A 12,451-nucleotide genomic window follows, 5' to 3' on the forward strand; every position below is an offset into this window, starting at 1 on the left:
CGTCGACATGTGGCGTGATGGCCGGGTTCGGGGACAGGTGGGCGGGCACGGCCGGGGGCAGGTTACGTGCGGGGCGCCTCGTCGAACGGTCCTGACACGCGACGCCGACCCCGGTTCACCCGGGGTGCGCCGCTACTCCCCCTGGGTCTCGGCGGCCACCGTGATCGAGGCGGCCTCCGTCTCGACGTACCGCCTGGTGAGGGATCGCGTCAGCAGCCAGCCGATCCCGGCCATCGGACCGGACACGGTCAGGGCGAGGGTGAGCCGACTCCCGTCGGCGTGCGGCTCGACGAGGTGGGTGGCGGTGACCGTGACGCCGGGCGACCTCGACTCCCAGGTGTACGACGTCCCGTCGACCATCTCGGTGACCGTCCACACCTCTGCGGAGAGCCGTGGTTGCTGCAACCGGGTCCGGGATCCGACGGCCAGCGGTCCGGCGTCCAGACGCTCCACGGCGTCGACCGTCGGGATCCGCTCGGGCCAGCGCTCGACGTCGACGAGCACCGCCCACACCCGCTCGGGCGGGGCCGCGATGGTGACCGTGTGCTGCAGACCGGGCATGCGTCGAGCGTAGTGACGGCGCCCCGGGCGATCGACCCGGCGGTCCCGGCGTGGGCCGCCTCGTCGCACTAGCCTCGGGAAGGCGGACGCCCGACGCGCGACGGGCGTGCAGAGGAGGGCCGGTGCCCGACACCCATGGGCCGCACGACCACGTGCCGGGATCCACGACGACCGGCGCGTCGGCGCGCGCGGCCGAGCTCGCCGCTGCCACGCCCGCGCACCGGGACCGCTACGTCGACCTGCTCCGCGCCGTCGCGATCGTCGTGGTGGTCCTCGGCCACTGGACGGTCTCGGCGGTCACCGTCGACCGCGGGCGGCTGGGCTGGACGAACGTCATCGCGACCCTCCCGTGGACCCACCCGCTGACCTGGTTGTTCCAGGTGATGCCGGTGGTGTTCCTCGTCGGGGGGTACGCGAACGCCGCGTCCTGGAGCTCCCACCGCAGCAGGGGCGTGAGCGCGGCCGGCTGGGTCCGGAGCCGGGCCCTGCGGCTGCTGCGCCCCGCTGCGGCCTTCCTCACCGTCCTCGTCGCCGGCTACGGGGCTGCGATCGCGCTGGGAGCCGACGTCCGGGTCGCCCGCACGGCGGTCTGGGCGGCCGCGATCTCGCTGTGGTTCCTGGTGGTCTACCTCGCCGTGGTGAGTCTGGCGCCGCTGCTTCTCGCCGCGGACCGGAGGTGGGGTCTGAGCAGCGTCCTCGTCGGTGTCGTCGCCGCGGGCGACGCCGCCCGGCTCGCCACCGGAGAGGCGGCGGCGGCCGGGGCGAGCTACCTCGCGGCGTGGGCTGCGATCCACCAGCTCGGCGTGGCCTGGTACCGGGGCGCCCTCACCCGGACCCGCTGGCCGGCCTACGTCCTGACCGGTGGGGGGCTTGCCGCGCTCGTCGTGCTGACGGGGTGGGGTCCCTACGCGGTCACCATGGTGGGCGGCGCCGCACCACCGGACCTGGAGAACACGGCACCGCCGACGCTCGCCCTGCTCGCCCTGGCGTGCGCCCAGACCGGTGTGGTGCTCCTGCTGCGGCCCGTCGCCGACAGGGCGCTGCAGCGACCGCGGCTGTGGTTCGTCGTCGTCGGCGTCAACGCGGTCGTGCTGACCGTGTACCTGTGGCACATGGTCCCCGTCGTGATCGCCGGGACCACGCTCGTGGCCCACGGCGCGCTCGGGCAGCGCGAGATCGGCACGGCCGCGTGGTTCGCCTGGCGCGTGCCGTGGATCGCGATCCTCGCGGTGATGCTCGTCGGGATCGTCGCGGTGACCGCCCGCTGGGAGCGCCGCGCGCCGTCCGTCGACCGCACCGAGCCGCCCGCGCCGGTGGTCGGCGTCGGGGTCGTCGCATGCCTCGCCGGTCTCGCGGGGCTGGGTGTCGGAGGTCCTGAGGGGCTGCTGCCGACGATCGCCGGGGTCCCCGTGGGCGAGCTCCTGCTCTTCGCCCTCGGGCTCGTCCTCCTGACCGGACGACGGCGCTCGTCGGGCTCGTCACCAGCGACCGGTCCGTGATGGGCGGCGTCCTCGCCGACCAGCAGTGCGAGCGGGCGACCGACGGTCCGTGGACCGAACCCGTGGCCGCGTCGACCAGCCTGGCGTTCGTCGTGTGCGCCCTGGTCATCGTCCTCCTTGCCCGCAGGACGGGGTCGGTCGGACGCGTCCTCCCGTTCGCGATGCTGGTGGCGGGGGTCGGGATCGGGTCGTTCGTCGAGCACGGTCCCGACCCGGTGTGGTCCGACGTCGCCCACGACCTGCCGTTGCTGGCCACGCTGGCGTTCCTCGGCGCCGACGCGGTGGCGGACCTCAGCGGCCGGAGCAGATCGTGGTGGTGGTGGGCGGTGCCCACGATCGCGCTGGTCCCGCTCGTCGTGCTGGCCCCGCGCCCGGGAGACCTCGCGCAGGGCGTCGTGGCCGTCGCGGCGGTCCTCCTGACCGTCGAGCGGGCACGCGCGTTCCCCGAGCTGCGTCCGCGCACCGCGTGGGCCCTCGGACTGCTCGTGGTGGGGGCCACGGCGGGGACGATGGCACGGGAGGGCTGGCCGTTATGCGACCCGTCCTCGCCCTGGCAGGGGCACGGCCTCTGGCACCTGCTGGCGGCCGTCGCGCTCCTCGTGCTGGCACCCACGGTGGGTCACGTCGGACGCGCCGTCACCGGCTGAGGGGCACGCGGGCCGCGAAGCGCCGCTGCCACGGAGTCTCGACCGCTCGCGGACGGTAGTTCGCCCGCACCCACCGGACCGCCTCGTCGCCCGGGACACCGGCGAGCCGAGCGAGGACGGCGATGGCCGTGCCCGTCCGGCCGGTGCCACCGTCGCACGCGATCTCCACCTTCGACGAGGCCGCGCGCTCGTACGCCGCCTCGATCGCGGCGATCGCGTCCGCCGACGACCGCGGCAGCCGGAAGTCGGGCCAGCAGACCCAGTGACACTCCCACGCCAGGTCGACCGGTGGTGTCGCGATCAGGTACAGGCCGTACTCGGGCAGCTCGTCGCCGTGCGGAGGACCGGCGCCCAAGCCCCGCCCACGCACGCGGCGCCCGTCGGGCAAGGTGACGACGCCCTCGACCCGTGCACTCCAGACGCTCATCCGGCCATCCTCGCCGATGGACGGGACCGCACCCGAGGGTCCGCCTCACGGCTGATCTGTCGTGGTCCGTGCAGCGGTTGGATACGGACATGCGAACCCGACGCCGCATGGTCCTCGGCGCACTGCTGACCGCCGTCGTCCTCGTGCTCACCGCGTGCAGCGGGGACCAGCCCGAGCCCGTGCCCGGGCCCGCGATCGTCGCGACGCCGGCCGACGGCTCGTTCGCGCCGCTCGAGCTCCGCGTCACCGGGCTGTCCCCGGGAGCGCAGGTCACGCTCACCGCGACGACGCTCGTCGACGACGTGCGTTACACCTCCGAGGCCGACTTCTCTGCGGACGCCGACGGGAGCATCGACCTGTCGACGACCGCGCCGACGAGCGGGTCGTGGTCGACGGCGGACCCCATGGGGCCGTTCTGGTCGATGACCGGCAGCAGCCGTCGCCCACCGTTGTCGGTCTTCGACGAGCCCTACGACGTCGACCTCGCGGTGACCGACCCGGCGGGCACGGACCTCGCCCGGCTGACGACCACCCGGCCGGGGACCGCGCCCGGCGTCGAGACGCGCCCCGTCGCCGACGGCGGGTTCGTCGGCGCGTACGTCGTCCCGGCGGACGACGGGGGCGCCCCGCTGCCCGCGGCTCTCGTCCTGGGCGGGTCCGAGGGTGGCCTGGAGTCGGCGACCACGACCGCGCGCTGGATCGCGGGCCTCGGGTACCCGGCGCTCGCCGTGGCGTACTTCGACGAGCCGGGTCAGCCGACGGAGCTCGAGAACGTGCCGGTCGAACCGGTGCTCGCCGCGCTCCAGTGGTTGCACGAGCAGGCCGAGGTCGAACCCGACGCACTCTTCGCCTTCGGCGTCTCGCGTGGCGGGGAGCTCGCACTGTGGCTCGCGGCGCAGCACCCGGAGCTCGTCGCAGGGGCGTTCGCCCCGGTCGGGTCGGGCTACCTCGTCTGCGGGTACCCGGACGACGGCGTCCCGGCGTGGACGCTCGGGGGGCAACCGCTCAGCCCCGCGTGCGTACGCGCGGCCGACGGCGAGCCACCTGCCGCGTCAGCCGTCGACGTGGCGGCGATCGCGGGTCCGGTGGTCCTCGCGTGCGGCACCGACGACGAGCTGTGGCCGTCGTGCTCCTTCATGGACGACATCGTGCGGCGACGCGGTGCGGCACCGACGATCGCGGTGCCCGGCGACGGTGCCAGCCACTACGTCGCGGTGGCGCCGGGCGTTCCCGGGTTCGACCAGGACCTCCCCGTGGAGGTCCGGTCCGCCACCCACGTGGTGCGGAGAGCGTTCTGGGACGCCGCGGCGGACGTCTTCGCGTCCGCCGCGGACGACCAATAGCGCGCTCGCAGAAGATTGGTCGCCGATCTTCGTCATATTCACCCGTTCGCGTGCCGATACAGGGGGTGAGGTCGCCTCAGGCGCCTCCGTCGGGGGGACGGCCTCCCGAGCTGAACCGACGTCACACCGCAGGAGGCACCCCGTGACCAGCCAGCAGACCATCGCCATGCCCACCGTCGGCCTGAGCGCCCTGACCCAGCGCGAGCGCGTCGTCATGGGTGAGCTCGGTGAGGACATCACGCTCGAGGACATCGCCGCGCGCCTGTGGGTCACCCGGAACACGGTGAAGACCCAGCTGCGCAGCGCCTACCGCAAGATCGGCGTGTCCACCCGGGCCGAGGCGGTCGCCTGGGCGCGGGCGCACGGCCTCTGACGGTCGAGCACTAGGCAGGTTCGGCGCGGCGCTCGAGCGGGTCGAGGACGTCCCGCTCGTCGCCCGGTCGGGCCGGCGGGTGCGGTCCGGGCTGGGTCCCGGTCCGCCCCTGCAGCAGCACCTCCGCCGCATGGTCGGCGAGCGCGAACCCGGCCGACCCGTACAGGTGGAACACGGCGTCCGCGCCGTGGCGCTCCAGCTCCGCGACGTCGTCGTCGTACCGCGCGACGGCGGCCACCTTGCCGGTGAAGCCGGCTGCCTGGAGCCGGGCCAGGGCGATGAGGTTCGCGTTGTGGAACGGCATCGCGAGGACGGCCATCTTCACGCGTCCGGCGCGCTGCACACGGTTCCAGAACTCCAGGTCGGTGGCGTCGGCGCGCACCACCTCGTAACCCTCGTCCTCGAGCGCGAGGACGCGCGTCTGGTCGTGCTCGACGCCGACCACGGACAGCCCGTACTCGTCACGCAGCCGCGCGTACGTCGCGGAGCCGACGCGGCCGAGCCCGAGCACGAGCGCGTCGGCGTCGCCGATGTCGACCAGCCGGTCGTCCGGGTGCAGCCGGTCGCTGTCCCGTGCGGGCAGCAGTCGGGACATCCGGGAGGCGAGCTCGACCCCGCGGCGGTTGACGATCGCGGACAGGCCGAAGCTGAACGCAACGGCGAGCGAGACGACGACGACCCACTGGTCGTCGAGCAGCCCGGTGCTCGCACCGACGGCGACGACGATGATCCCGAACTCGGAGTAGTTCGACAGGACCAGACCCGCGAGGAACGACGTGCGCCGACGCAGGCGCATCATCCAGAGCACGACCGCGTAGGCCGCGACCTGGATCGGCAGGAGCAGCAGCAGGAGCAGGGCCAGGCCGATCTCGAGCGCGTGCGGGGTCCCGTGCAGACCGATCTGCACGAAGAACGCCACGAGCATCAGGTCCTTGAACGTCATGAGGGACCGCGACAGCTCGCCCGCCTGCGGGTGCGACGCGAGGAGCACCCCGACGACGAGCGCCCCGACGTCGCCCGCGATGCCGACGAGCTCGAACAACCCGTACCCGAGCACGACGGCCACGCAGACCCCGAACAGCGCCTGCAGCTCGCCGTGGCCGACGCGGTCCCAGATCCGGTACAGGATCCGTCGGCCGGGGACCAGCAGGACCAGCAGCAACGCCCAGGGGCTCGGTGGTTCGCCGCTGGACAGCGACAGGAAGATCACGGCGGCGACGTCCTGCATGACGAGCACGCCGACGGCGATCCGCCCGTAGAGGGAGGTGGTGTCGGAGCGGTCGTCGAGCACCTTGACGACGAACACGGTCGACGAGAACGACAGCGCGAACCCGACGAGCGCGAGCGCCCCGAACGACTCGGCAGCGAGGAAGCCGAACCCGATCACGGCGAGCAGGCCGAGGAACCCGACCCCGATCGCGACGCTGATCCCCAGGTGCACGAGCGTGGTGAGCCAGATCTCGCGGCGCAGCAGCGTGCGGACGTCGAGCTTCAGGCCGATCGCGAACAGCAGCAGGACGACGCCGAAGTTCGCGATCGGCTCGAGGTAGGGCAGGTCCGGCGCGCCCACGGCACCGAGGGCGAAGCCGGCGGCGAGGAAGCCGACGAGGGGCGGCAGGCGAAGGAGCACCGCGATGAGCCCGCCGAGCAGAGCGGCGCCGAGGTACAGGGCCGCTGCTGCCATGAGGTTCCTCTCGCGCGGTGGTCGGGCCACCATCTTCCCCCAGCATCGGGCGGATGCCGGTACACGGATGGCATAACCTAGGAGGCACCGTCGACGGCGACGCGACGAGGGTCCTGGAGGTTCAGGAGCGAGCCTCGTCCGCAGCTCTTCTCGCGGCGCCACCTCTGGGGGTTCCGATGACGGCGACGAGCACACAGGTGGGTCGTTTCCGGTTCGGGGTGGCCACCGACCGTTGGTGGTGGTCGGACCACATGTACCTCATCCACGGCATGCAGCCGGGCGAGGTCGTCCCCACTCGCGACCTGCTGCTGACCCACGTCCAGCGCGACGCGCGGCCGATCGTGGCCGAGACGCTCGACCGCTGCGCGGACGAGCCCGACCCGCGGGCGTGCGAGTACTGCCTCGTGGACATGTCGGGCACGGTGCGTCGCGTGGTCCTGGCGGTGGCCGTCGACGGTGACCGTGACGTGACCGGCTTCCTCGTCGACATCACCGCGGCCCACGCTGCGGTGCTGGCCGACCGGGTGAACGCCGAGCTGGCGCTCGCGCTGGAGTCGCACGCGGCCATCGACCAGGCCAAGGGCATCCTCATGGTGACCTACGGCGTCGACGAGGCCGCCGCTTTCGGCATCCTCAAGCAGAGCTCGCAGCGGAACAACACCCGCCTCCGTGAGCTCGCCGGCAGGGTGGTGACGGTCGCGGCCGGCGGGCGGGAGTCCACGACGTGCGAGCTGCTCGACGAGACGCTGTGCGGGGTATCGGTCGTGCCGACGCCGCCGACGACGAGCCGCCGCCGTCACCTCGACCTACGCACCGAGCACGGCGACCGCGAGTCGGTGCTGCGCGTCTCGGGGGTGGTCGACCTGTCCACCCGGGACGAGCTGGCGGACGCGATCACGCTCGCGATGCTCGGGGCGGCGGGCGTCGGGCGGGTCACCGTGGACCTGCGTGGGGTGGGCCGGGTCGGGCCCGCCGTCGTCGACGTGCTGGCAGCGGCACTGCGCCGGAGCGCCGCGCACGGGATCACCCTGACGATCGTCGGGGGCGGTCCTGGCGACACCGCGGCACTACGGACCGCCGTGCACCGGCAGTCGATGGCCTCGCGCAGCTGACGACGTCCTTCGTCGTCCATCAGTCCGACGGGGGTGCTGCTCGACCCCGCGGGGCACCCGTCCTGCCTGTGCCTCAGCTGCCGCTGACCCGGTCCAGCCGCTGCAGCAGGTCGTGCGCGGCGAGCTCGACGTCCTTGTGCCGCCACTCGGACGCGCGGTACACGCACGCGATGAGGGCCGTGCGGTGCACCCGGCGGAAGTCGCCCGCGACGAACGCGTACCGCGCCTTCGTCTCGTCGGTGGCGCCGACGGTCAGGCCGAGGTGCCACGCGGCGTACTGCTCCCACGTGTGCTTCTCGAGGTACTCGTTCTGTGCGGCGGCGTCGGGCTGCGTCTCACCCCAGTCGCTGTCCAGGACGTACTGCCGCGCGTCGATGAGCTCGCGCAGGTGCCGTACGGCCGCCGCGTTCAGCTCGTACTCCGCCATGGGTCGATCCTGCACCCAGCGTCACACGGTGCGCAGCACGAGCAGGAACTGACCGCCGCCCGGTTCGACGTCGGCCGCGACGCGCAGGCCGGGCGCGAACCGCGAGAGTCGGTCGACCAGCCAGGCCGCGGCTGCGTCTCCGTCGGCACGCGTCGGGCAGCGTCCGACCACCTCACGGCCGCCCTTGCGCCCCAGCCGCTCGGCGGTCGCGACGATCGGGGCCGGGTCGACGACGAAGAGGTCCGGCGACCAGGCGACGACGGGCTTGACGGCCCCCTTCTTGGTGTTGCAGGCACGGTGCGCGAGCCGCTCGGAACCCGCAGTCGGCTTCTTGCCCTTGGGGGTCGCGCCGCCGTCGATGCTCGGGCCGCGGTCGGCGTTGACGGAGGCGTCCGGGTCGACGGGCTCGTCGCACAGCCAGCAGCGCCAGCCGTCGCGTTCGCCGACCTCGTGAAGGGTGGTCATGGCCGGAGACTACGGCGCTACGGTCGGTGGATGGGTTTCGAGGTCACCCCCGAGGTGTACTTCCGGTTCATGGGTCGGTTCTCCGAGCCGCTCGCCGCGAGGTTCGCCGCGGCGCTGGAGATCCCCGCCGGTGCGCGGGCGCTCGACGTCGGCTGCGGACCGGGTGCCCTGACCGCGCAGCTCGTCGCACGCCTGGGGGTCGACGCCGTCAGTGCCGTCGAGCCGTCCGAGTCGTTCGTCGCGGCGGTGCGCACCCGGTTCCCCGGCCTGCGGGTCCTGGCGGGCGTCGCCGCGTCGCTCCCCCTGCCCGACGATGCCGTCGACCTGACGGTCGCGCAGCTCGTCGTCCACTTCCTGCCCGACCCGGTGGCGGGGCTGACGGAGATGGCCCGGGTGACCCGGCCCGGCGGCGTGGTCGCCGCGAACGTGTGGGACCACGCGGGCAACGGTGGGCCGCTCGACGCGTTCTGGCGTGCGGCGCACGACCTCGACCCGGACGCACCCGGCGAGGCGGCCCTGCCGGGGACGCGGGAGGGGCACCTCGCCGAGCTCTTCCGCGCGGCGGGCCTGCGCGCCGTCGGGTCCTGGAGCGAGTCCGTCGGGGCGCGTTACGAGACGGTCGACGAGTGGTGGGCCACGTTCACCCTCGGCGTCGGACCGGCGGGTGCCTACGTCGCCGCGCTCGGGGACGCCGAGCGCGACGCCCTCCGGGCCCGGTGCGTCGAGCTGCTGCCGGCGGCGCCGTTCGAGATCCCTGCAGTCGCGTGGTGCGCGCGCGGGACCGTCGCATGAGCACGCTCGAGGGTCGCGCCGAGGAGTCGCTGTGGCCGGTCGTCGAGCACGTCGTCCGGACGCACGGCCTGGCTGGTCTGGCCGTCGGCGTCGTGCAGGACGGCAAGGTCGCGCTCGCCCGGGGGTTCGGGACGCGTGACGTGCGCACCGGAGCCCCGGTCACCCCCGAGACCCTGTTCCACGTGGCGTCGGTGTCCAAGACGTTCGTCGCGGCCGCCGTCGTCGGGACCGAGCCGGCGCTGGACCTCGACGCCCCCGTCGTGCGGTGGCTGCCCGACCTGACGCTGGCCGACGGACGCCAGGAGGAGGTCACCCTCCGGCACCTGCTCACACACACGAGCGGCATCCCCGACGTCGTGGACTACGGGTGGCACGACCCGCAGCTGGGCGACGACGCGCTGGACGTGCTGGTCCGTGGGCTGTCGGCCGTCCGTCTGACGACGGCCCCGGGGACGCAGTTCGCGTACTGCAACCTGGGGTACGAGGTGCTCGGGCACGCGCTGGCCACGCTCCGTGGGACGACGTTCGAGGCGGCGATGACCGACCTCGTCCTCGATCCCGCGGGCATGCACCACAGCACGTTCCTGCGTGCGGACGTCGCACCCGACCTCGCCGCGGCACCGCACGTCGGCGTGCCGCTGGTCGTGCCGGGCGACGCCTACCCGTACACGCGGCGGCACGCCCCGAGCTCCACCCTGCACTCCAGCGTCGCGGACCTGTCGCTCTGGATGGTCGCCACCCTGGACGACAGGGCGGCCGCGCGCAGGTGGCAGCCGGAGGCCGACGTCGGCGACCCGCCCTGGGACGAGGCCGTGGGTCTCGGCTGGTTCCTGGGCACCTACCGCGGCGAGCGGACGGTCGGGCACTCCGGTGCCGACCCGGGCTTCGGCTCCCGCCTGGTGCTCGTACCCGAACGCCGGACGGGGGTGGTGGTGCTCGCCAACTCCAACACCGTGCCGACGAGCGCCGTCCTGCGGGCGGTGCTCGACACCGTGCTCGACCTCCCGCAGCACGCGGCCGGCACCGACGAGCCTCACCTCGGCGCGCTGCTGCCACCGATCACGGTCCCGCTGGGTCAGGCGCTCGCGGGGTCCGGCACCGCGGCCGCCGTCGACGTGTACCACCGGCTGACGTCCGCCGTCCCGCCGACCGTCGACGACGACGACGAGTGCTTCGCCGACGGCGTCTGGGGGGCCATCGAGCTGCACCGGCCCGACCTCGTCCGCCCGCTGCTGGACGTGTGGACGGCGGTCCGTCCGGGGTCGTCGCAGGCGTGGGCGATGACCGGCTGGGCGCACCTGGTCGACGGGGACACCGGACCGGCGGCCGAGCTCCTGCAGCGGGGCCTCGACCTCGACGCCGGGAACGAGGACGCGGCGACGCTGCTCCGCGGCCTCGTCTGACCGGTCAGGCCGCGCGCGCGAGGTCCCCGACCTCGCGCGCGACCGTCGGCCAGAGCTCGGCCGGCAGGTCGTGCCCGACACCGGGGAGGGTGACCAGACGTGCGCCGTCGATGGCCGCCGCGGTGGCCCGTCCGGCGGCGACCCGCAGGATCGGGTCCGCCTCGCCGTGGAGCACGAGGGTCGGCCGGCGCAGGTCCCGGAGCCTCGGGCCGTGCCACTGCGCACCGATCTGGCGGCTCTGCGCCTTGGTGTCGCGCGGGCCGCTGTCGACCGCGCGCTCGATCCACTCCCGGGCCGCGGTCTCGTCGAACGGGTAGGCGGGCGAGGCCACCCCGCGGGCGACCGCGAGGCTCGCCTCGATGTCGCCGTCGCGGCCGTCGGGGAACGTCGTGCGCGCGAGCCTCGCGAGCAGCCCGACGCGCAGGTAGCGGGCGACCCCGAGGCCCGAGACGTCGCTCGGCAGGGCCGCCGACGACACCACGCTGAGCACCCGGTCGGGGTGGCGGAGGGCGAGGCGCTGGGCGACGACGCCGCCCATGGAGTGGCCGAAGACGTGCGCCTGCGGCCAGCCCAGCTCGTCGAGCACCGCGACGGCGTCGTCGACCATGTCCTCGGCGGTGTAGGCGTCGCCCTTCTTCGCGAACAGCGCCCGGAACGGGTTCGACTCCGCGACGTCGGGCAGCCGGGTGGACTCCCCCGCGTCGCGCTGGTCGTACCGGGCCACGGCGAAGCCCTGGCGGGCGAACTCGTCGGCGAGGCCCGTCGGCCACCAGAACCGGGAGGTCGCGAGCCCCATGACGAGCAGCAGCGGCATGCCGTCGGAGCCGGGGAGGCGGTCGTAGGCGATCTCGACGTCACCGTTGCGGGCGCGCTGCGTGGGGGTCCAGGTGGTCATCGGGGTGCTCCTCGATTAATTGCGATCAGTGTTCGCTATTCTAGCGCACCGGTGAGAGGGTGAGCGCATGGAGACGGAACCCACGAGCATCTGGCTGCGCCCCGCACGCGGCAGCCGCGGCCGGGCCCCGGAGCACACCCGCGACGGCATCGCGACGGTCGCGGTGCACCTGGCCGACGCCGACGGGCTCGGCGCCGTCACGATGCGCTCCGTCGCGCAGGCGCTCGGGGGCGGATCCGCCTCCCTCTACCGGTACGTCGAGTCCCGCGACGAGCTCGTCGCGCTCATGGTCGACCAGGTCAACGGCGAGATCGACTACACCGTCCTCGACCACGCCGACTGGCTCGCGGACCTGCTCGCACTCGGCGGGCAGAGCCGAGGCGTCTACCTGCGGCACCCGTGGCTGACCGACACCCCCGCCGCGACCGGCGACCTCGGCCCGCACGCCGTCGCGTACCTGGAGCACGCCCTGCGCGCGCTGCGCGACCTCGACGTCGACGGCCACCGCAAGCTCGAGGCCATCGGCGTCTTCACCGCCGTCGTCCGGCTCCTGGCCCGCACCGAGATCGAGCAGCGGGGCGTCGAGCTGCAGGACCGGCGCCGCCAGCTCGCAGCCGCCGCCCACCTCGGGCACCTCCTGCAGGACGGCGCCCACCCGCACCTCGCCGCCGCGCTGTCGGCACCGCCCGTGGAGGCCGACGAGGACCAGACCGAGCGGCTGCTCACGCGCGTCCTGCGCGGACTGCTCGAGCGCTAGGTGTACTGCCCAGGGACGTTGGTTGAACGAGTGTGACGACACGCTCTGATTGAGCGTGGACAGGCG

The 12,451-nt window shown here is 73.9% G+C and carries 14 protein-coding genes; 8 read left to right on the forward strand and 6 right to left on the reverse strand.

All coding sequences use genetic code 11. The annotated features are described in order from the left end of the window. Window positions 1-132 precede the first annotated feature (132 nt). Complete coding sequence (locus ASF78_RS03550; RefSeq protein ID WP_056584920.1) at window positions 133-561, reverse strand: SRPBCC family protein; 429 nt, start codon at window positions 559-561, stop codon at window positions 133-135. 122 nt (window positions 562-683) lie between these two features. On the opposite strand from ASF78_RS03550, the gene ASF78_RS03555 reads away from it, so the two are divergent. Next, window positions 684-2,060, forward strand: coding sequence for an acyltransferase (locus ASF78_RS03555; protein ID WP_200940512.1), 1,377 nt, complete (start codon window positions 684-686; stop codon window positions 2,058-2,060). After that, a complete protein-coding gene (locus ASF78_RS03560; RefSeq protein WP_056584924.1) occupies window positions 2,057-2,707 on the forward strand; it encodes a hypothetical protein in 651 nt (216 codons plus the stop codon). The genes ASF78_RS03555 and ASF78_RS03560 overlap by 4 nt, the downstream gene beginning before the upstream one ends. Here ASF78_RS03560 and ASF78_RS03565 read toward each other — a convergent pair. Continuing rightward, entirely contained in the window at window positions 2,697-3,134 is a 438-nt protein-coding gene (locus ASF78_RS03565) for a protein-tyrosine phosphatase family protein (protein WP_056584925.1), read from the reverse strand. The two genes, ASF78_RS03560 and ASF78_RS03565, sit on opposite strands and share 11 nt — an antisense overlap. Before the next feature lie 89 nt (window positions 3,135-3,223). Between ASF78_RS03565 and ASF78_RS03570 the strand changes: the two genes are divergently transcribed. Both ASF78_RS03570 and ASF78_RS03575 read left to right on the forward strand, forming a co-directional pair. After that, complete coding sequence (locus tag ASF78_RS03570) at window positions 3,224-4,477, forward strand: acyl-CoA thioesterase/BAAT N-terminal domain-containing protein (RefSeq protein ID WP_082494772.1); 1,254 nt, start codon at window positions 3,224-3,226, stop codon at window positions 4,475-4,477. A 166-nt stretch (window positions 4,478-4,643) separates the two neighbouring features. Beyond that, window positions 4,644-4,850 (forward strand): helix-turn-helix transcriptional regulator, encoded by a 207-nt coding sequence (locus tag ASF78_RS03575; RefSeq protein WP_056588084.1) that lies wholly within the window; start codon window positions 4,644-4,646, stop codon window positions 4,848-4,850. 10 nt (window positions 4,851-4,860) lie between these two features. On the opposite strand, the gene ASF78_RS03580 is transcribed toward ASF78_RS03575, so the two are convergent. Beyond that, window positions 4,861-6,534, reverse strand: coding sequence for a cation:proton antiporter family protein (locus ASF78_RS03580; RefSeq protein ID WP_056584928.1), 1,674 nt, complete (start codon window positions 6,532-6,534; stop codon window positions 4,861-4,863). Window positions 6,535-6,710: 176 nt separating this feature from the next. Between ASF78_RS03580 and ASF78_RS03585 the strand changes: the two genes are divergently transcribed. Next, the gene (locus tag ASF78_RS03585) at window positions 6,711-7,646 is read left to right on the forward strand and encodes an ANTAR domain-containing protein (protein WP_156374023.1); all 936 of its coding nucleotides are present in this window, start codon (window positions 6,711-6,713) and stop codon (window positions 7,644-7,646) included. 73 nt (window positions 7,647-7,719) lie between these two features. On the opposite strand, the gene ASF78_RS03590 is transcribed toward ASF78_RS03585, so the two are convergent. Both ASF78_RS03590 and ASF78_RS03595 read right to left on the reverse strand, forming a co-directional pair. Continuing rightward, the gene (locus ASF78_RS03590) at window positions 7,720-8,073 is read right to left on the reverse strand and encodes a hypothetical protein (RefSeq protein ID WP_056584932.1); all 354 of its coding nucleotides are present in this window, start codon (window positions 8,071-8,073) and stop codon (window positions 7,720-7,722) included. A 21-nt stretch (window positions 8,074-8,094) separates the two neighbouring features. Further along, on the reverse strand, window positions 8,095-8,538 hold the full coding sequence (locus ASF78_RS03595) for a hypothetical protein (RefSeq protein WP_056584934.1): 444 nt from the start codon (window positions 8,536-8,538) through the stop codon (window positions 8,095-8,097). A gap of 30 nt (window positions 8,539-8,568) precedes the next feature. On the opposite strand from ASF78_RS03595, the gene ASF78_RS03600 reads away from it, so the two are divergent. Then, window positions 8,569-9,330 carry a class I SAM-dependent methyltransferase gene (locus ASF78_RS03600; RefSeq protein WP_056584936.1) on the forward strand — a complete coding sequence of 254 codons (762 nt, stop codon included), beginning with the start codon at window positions 8,569-8,571 and terminating at the stop codon, window positions 9,328-9,330. Beyond that, window positions 9,327-10,733, forward strand: a complete 1,407-nt coding sequence (locus ASF78_RS03605; protein WP_156374024.1) for a serine hydrolase — start codon at window positions 9,327-9,329, stop codon at window positions 10,731-10,733. The genes ASF78_RS03600 and ASF78_RS03605 overlap by 4 nt, the downstream gene beginning before the upstream one ends. A gap of 4 nt (window positions 10,734-10,737) precedes the next feature. Here the strand turns inward: ASF78_RS03605 and ASF78_RS03610 are convergent, their stop codons facing one another. After that, the gene (locus ASF78_RS03610; RefSeq protein ID WP_056584940.1) at window positions 10,738-11,628 is read right to left on the reverse strand and encodes an alpha/beta fold hydrolase; all 891 of its coding nucleotides are present in this window, start codon (window positions 11,626-11,628) and stop codon (window positions 10,738-10,740) included. Window positions 11,629-11,695: 67 nt separating this feature from the next. Between ASF78_RS03610 and ASF78_RS03615 the strand changes: the two genes are divergently transcribed. Then, window positions 11,696-12,385 (forward strand): TetR/AcrR family transcriptional regulator, encoded by a 690-nt coding sequence (locus tag ASF78_RS03615; protein WP_056584942.1) that lies wholly within the window; start codon window positions 11,696-11,698, stop codon window positions 12,383-12,385. The last annotated feature ends 66 nt before the right edge of the window (window positions 12,386-12,451 follow it).

This window comes from Cellulomonas sp. Leaf334 (assembly GCF_001424195.1).
Classification (GTDB): Bacteria; Actinomycetota; Actinomycetes; order Actinomycetales; family Cellulomonadaceae; genus Cellulomonas.

Coding starts and splice junctions, on each gene's coding strand:
- ASF78_RS03550 (WP_056584920.1), bottom strand. CDS start 561: ATGCCCGGTCTGCAGCACACGGTCACCATCGCGGCCCCGCCCGAGCGG.
- ASF78_RS03565 (WP_056584925.1), bottom strand. CDS start 3,134: ATGAGCGTCTGGAGTGCACGGGTCGAGGGCGTCGTCACCTTGCCCGAC.
- ASF78_RS03570 (WP_082494772.1), top strand. CDS start 3,224: ATGCGAACCCGACGCCGCATGGTCCTCGGCGCACTGCTGACCGCCGTC.
- ASF78_RS03575 (WP_056588084.1), top strand. CDS start 4,644: ATGCCCACCGTCGGCCTGAGCGCCCTGACCCAGCGCGAGCGCGTCGTC.
- ASF78_RS03580 (WP_056584928.1), bottom strand. CDS start 6,534: ATGGCAGCAGCGGCCCTGTACCTCGGCGCCGCTCTGCTCGGCGGGCTC.
- ASF78_RS03585 (WP_156374023.1), top strand. CDS start 6,711: ATGACGGCGACGAGCACACAGGTGGGTCGTTTCCGGTTCGGGGTGGCC.
- ASF78_RS03590 (WP_056584932.1), bottom strand. CDS start 8,073: ATGGCGGAGTACGAGCTGAACGCGGCGGCCGTACGGCACCTGCGCGAG.
- ASF78_RS03595 (WP_056584934.1), bottom strand. CDS start 8,538: ATGACCACCCTTCACGAGGTCGGCGAACGCGACGGCTGGCGCTGCTGG.
- ASF78_RS03600 (WP_056584936.1), top strand. CDS start 8,569: ATGGGTTTCGAGGTCACCCCCGAGGTGTACTTCCGGTTCATGGGTCGG.
- ASF78_RS03605 (WP_156374024.1), top strand. CDS start 9,327: ATGAGCACGCTCGAGGGTCGCGCCGAGGAGTCGCTGTGGCCGGTCGTC.
- ASF78_RS03610 (WP_056584940.1), bottom strand. CDS start 11,628: ATGACCACCTGGACCCCCACGCAGCGCGCCCGCAACGGTGACGTCGAG.
- ASF78_RS03615 (WP_056584942.1), top strand. CDS start 11,696: ATGGAGACGGAACCCACGAGCATCTGGCTGCGCCCCGCACGCGGCAGC.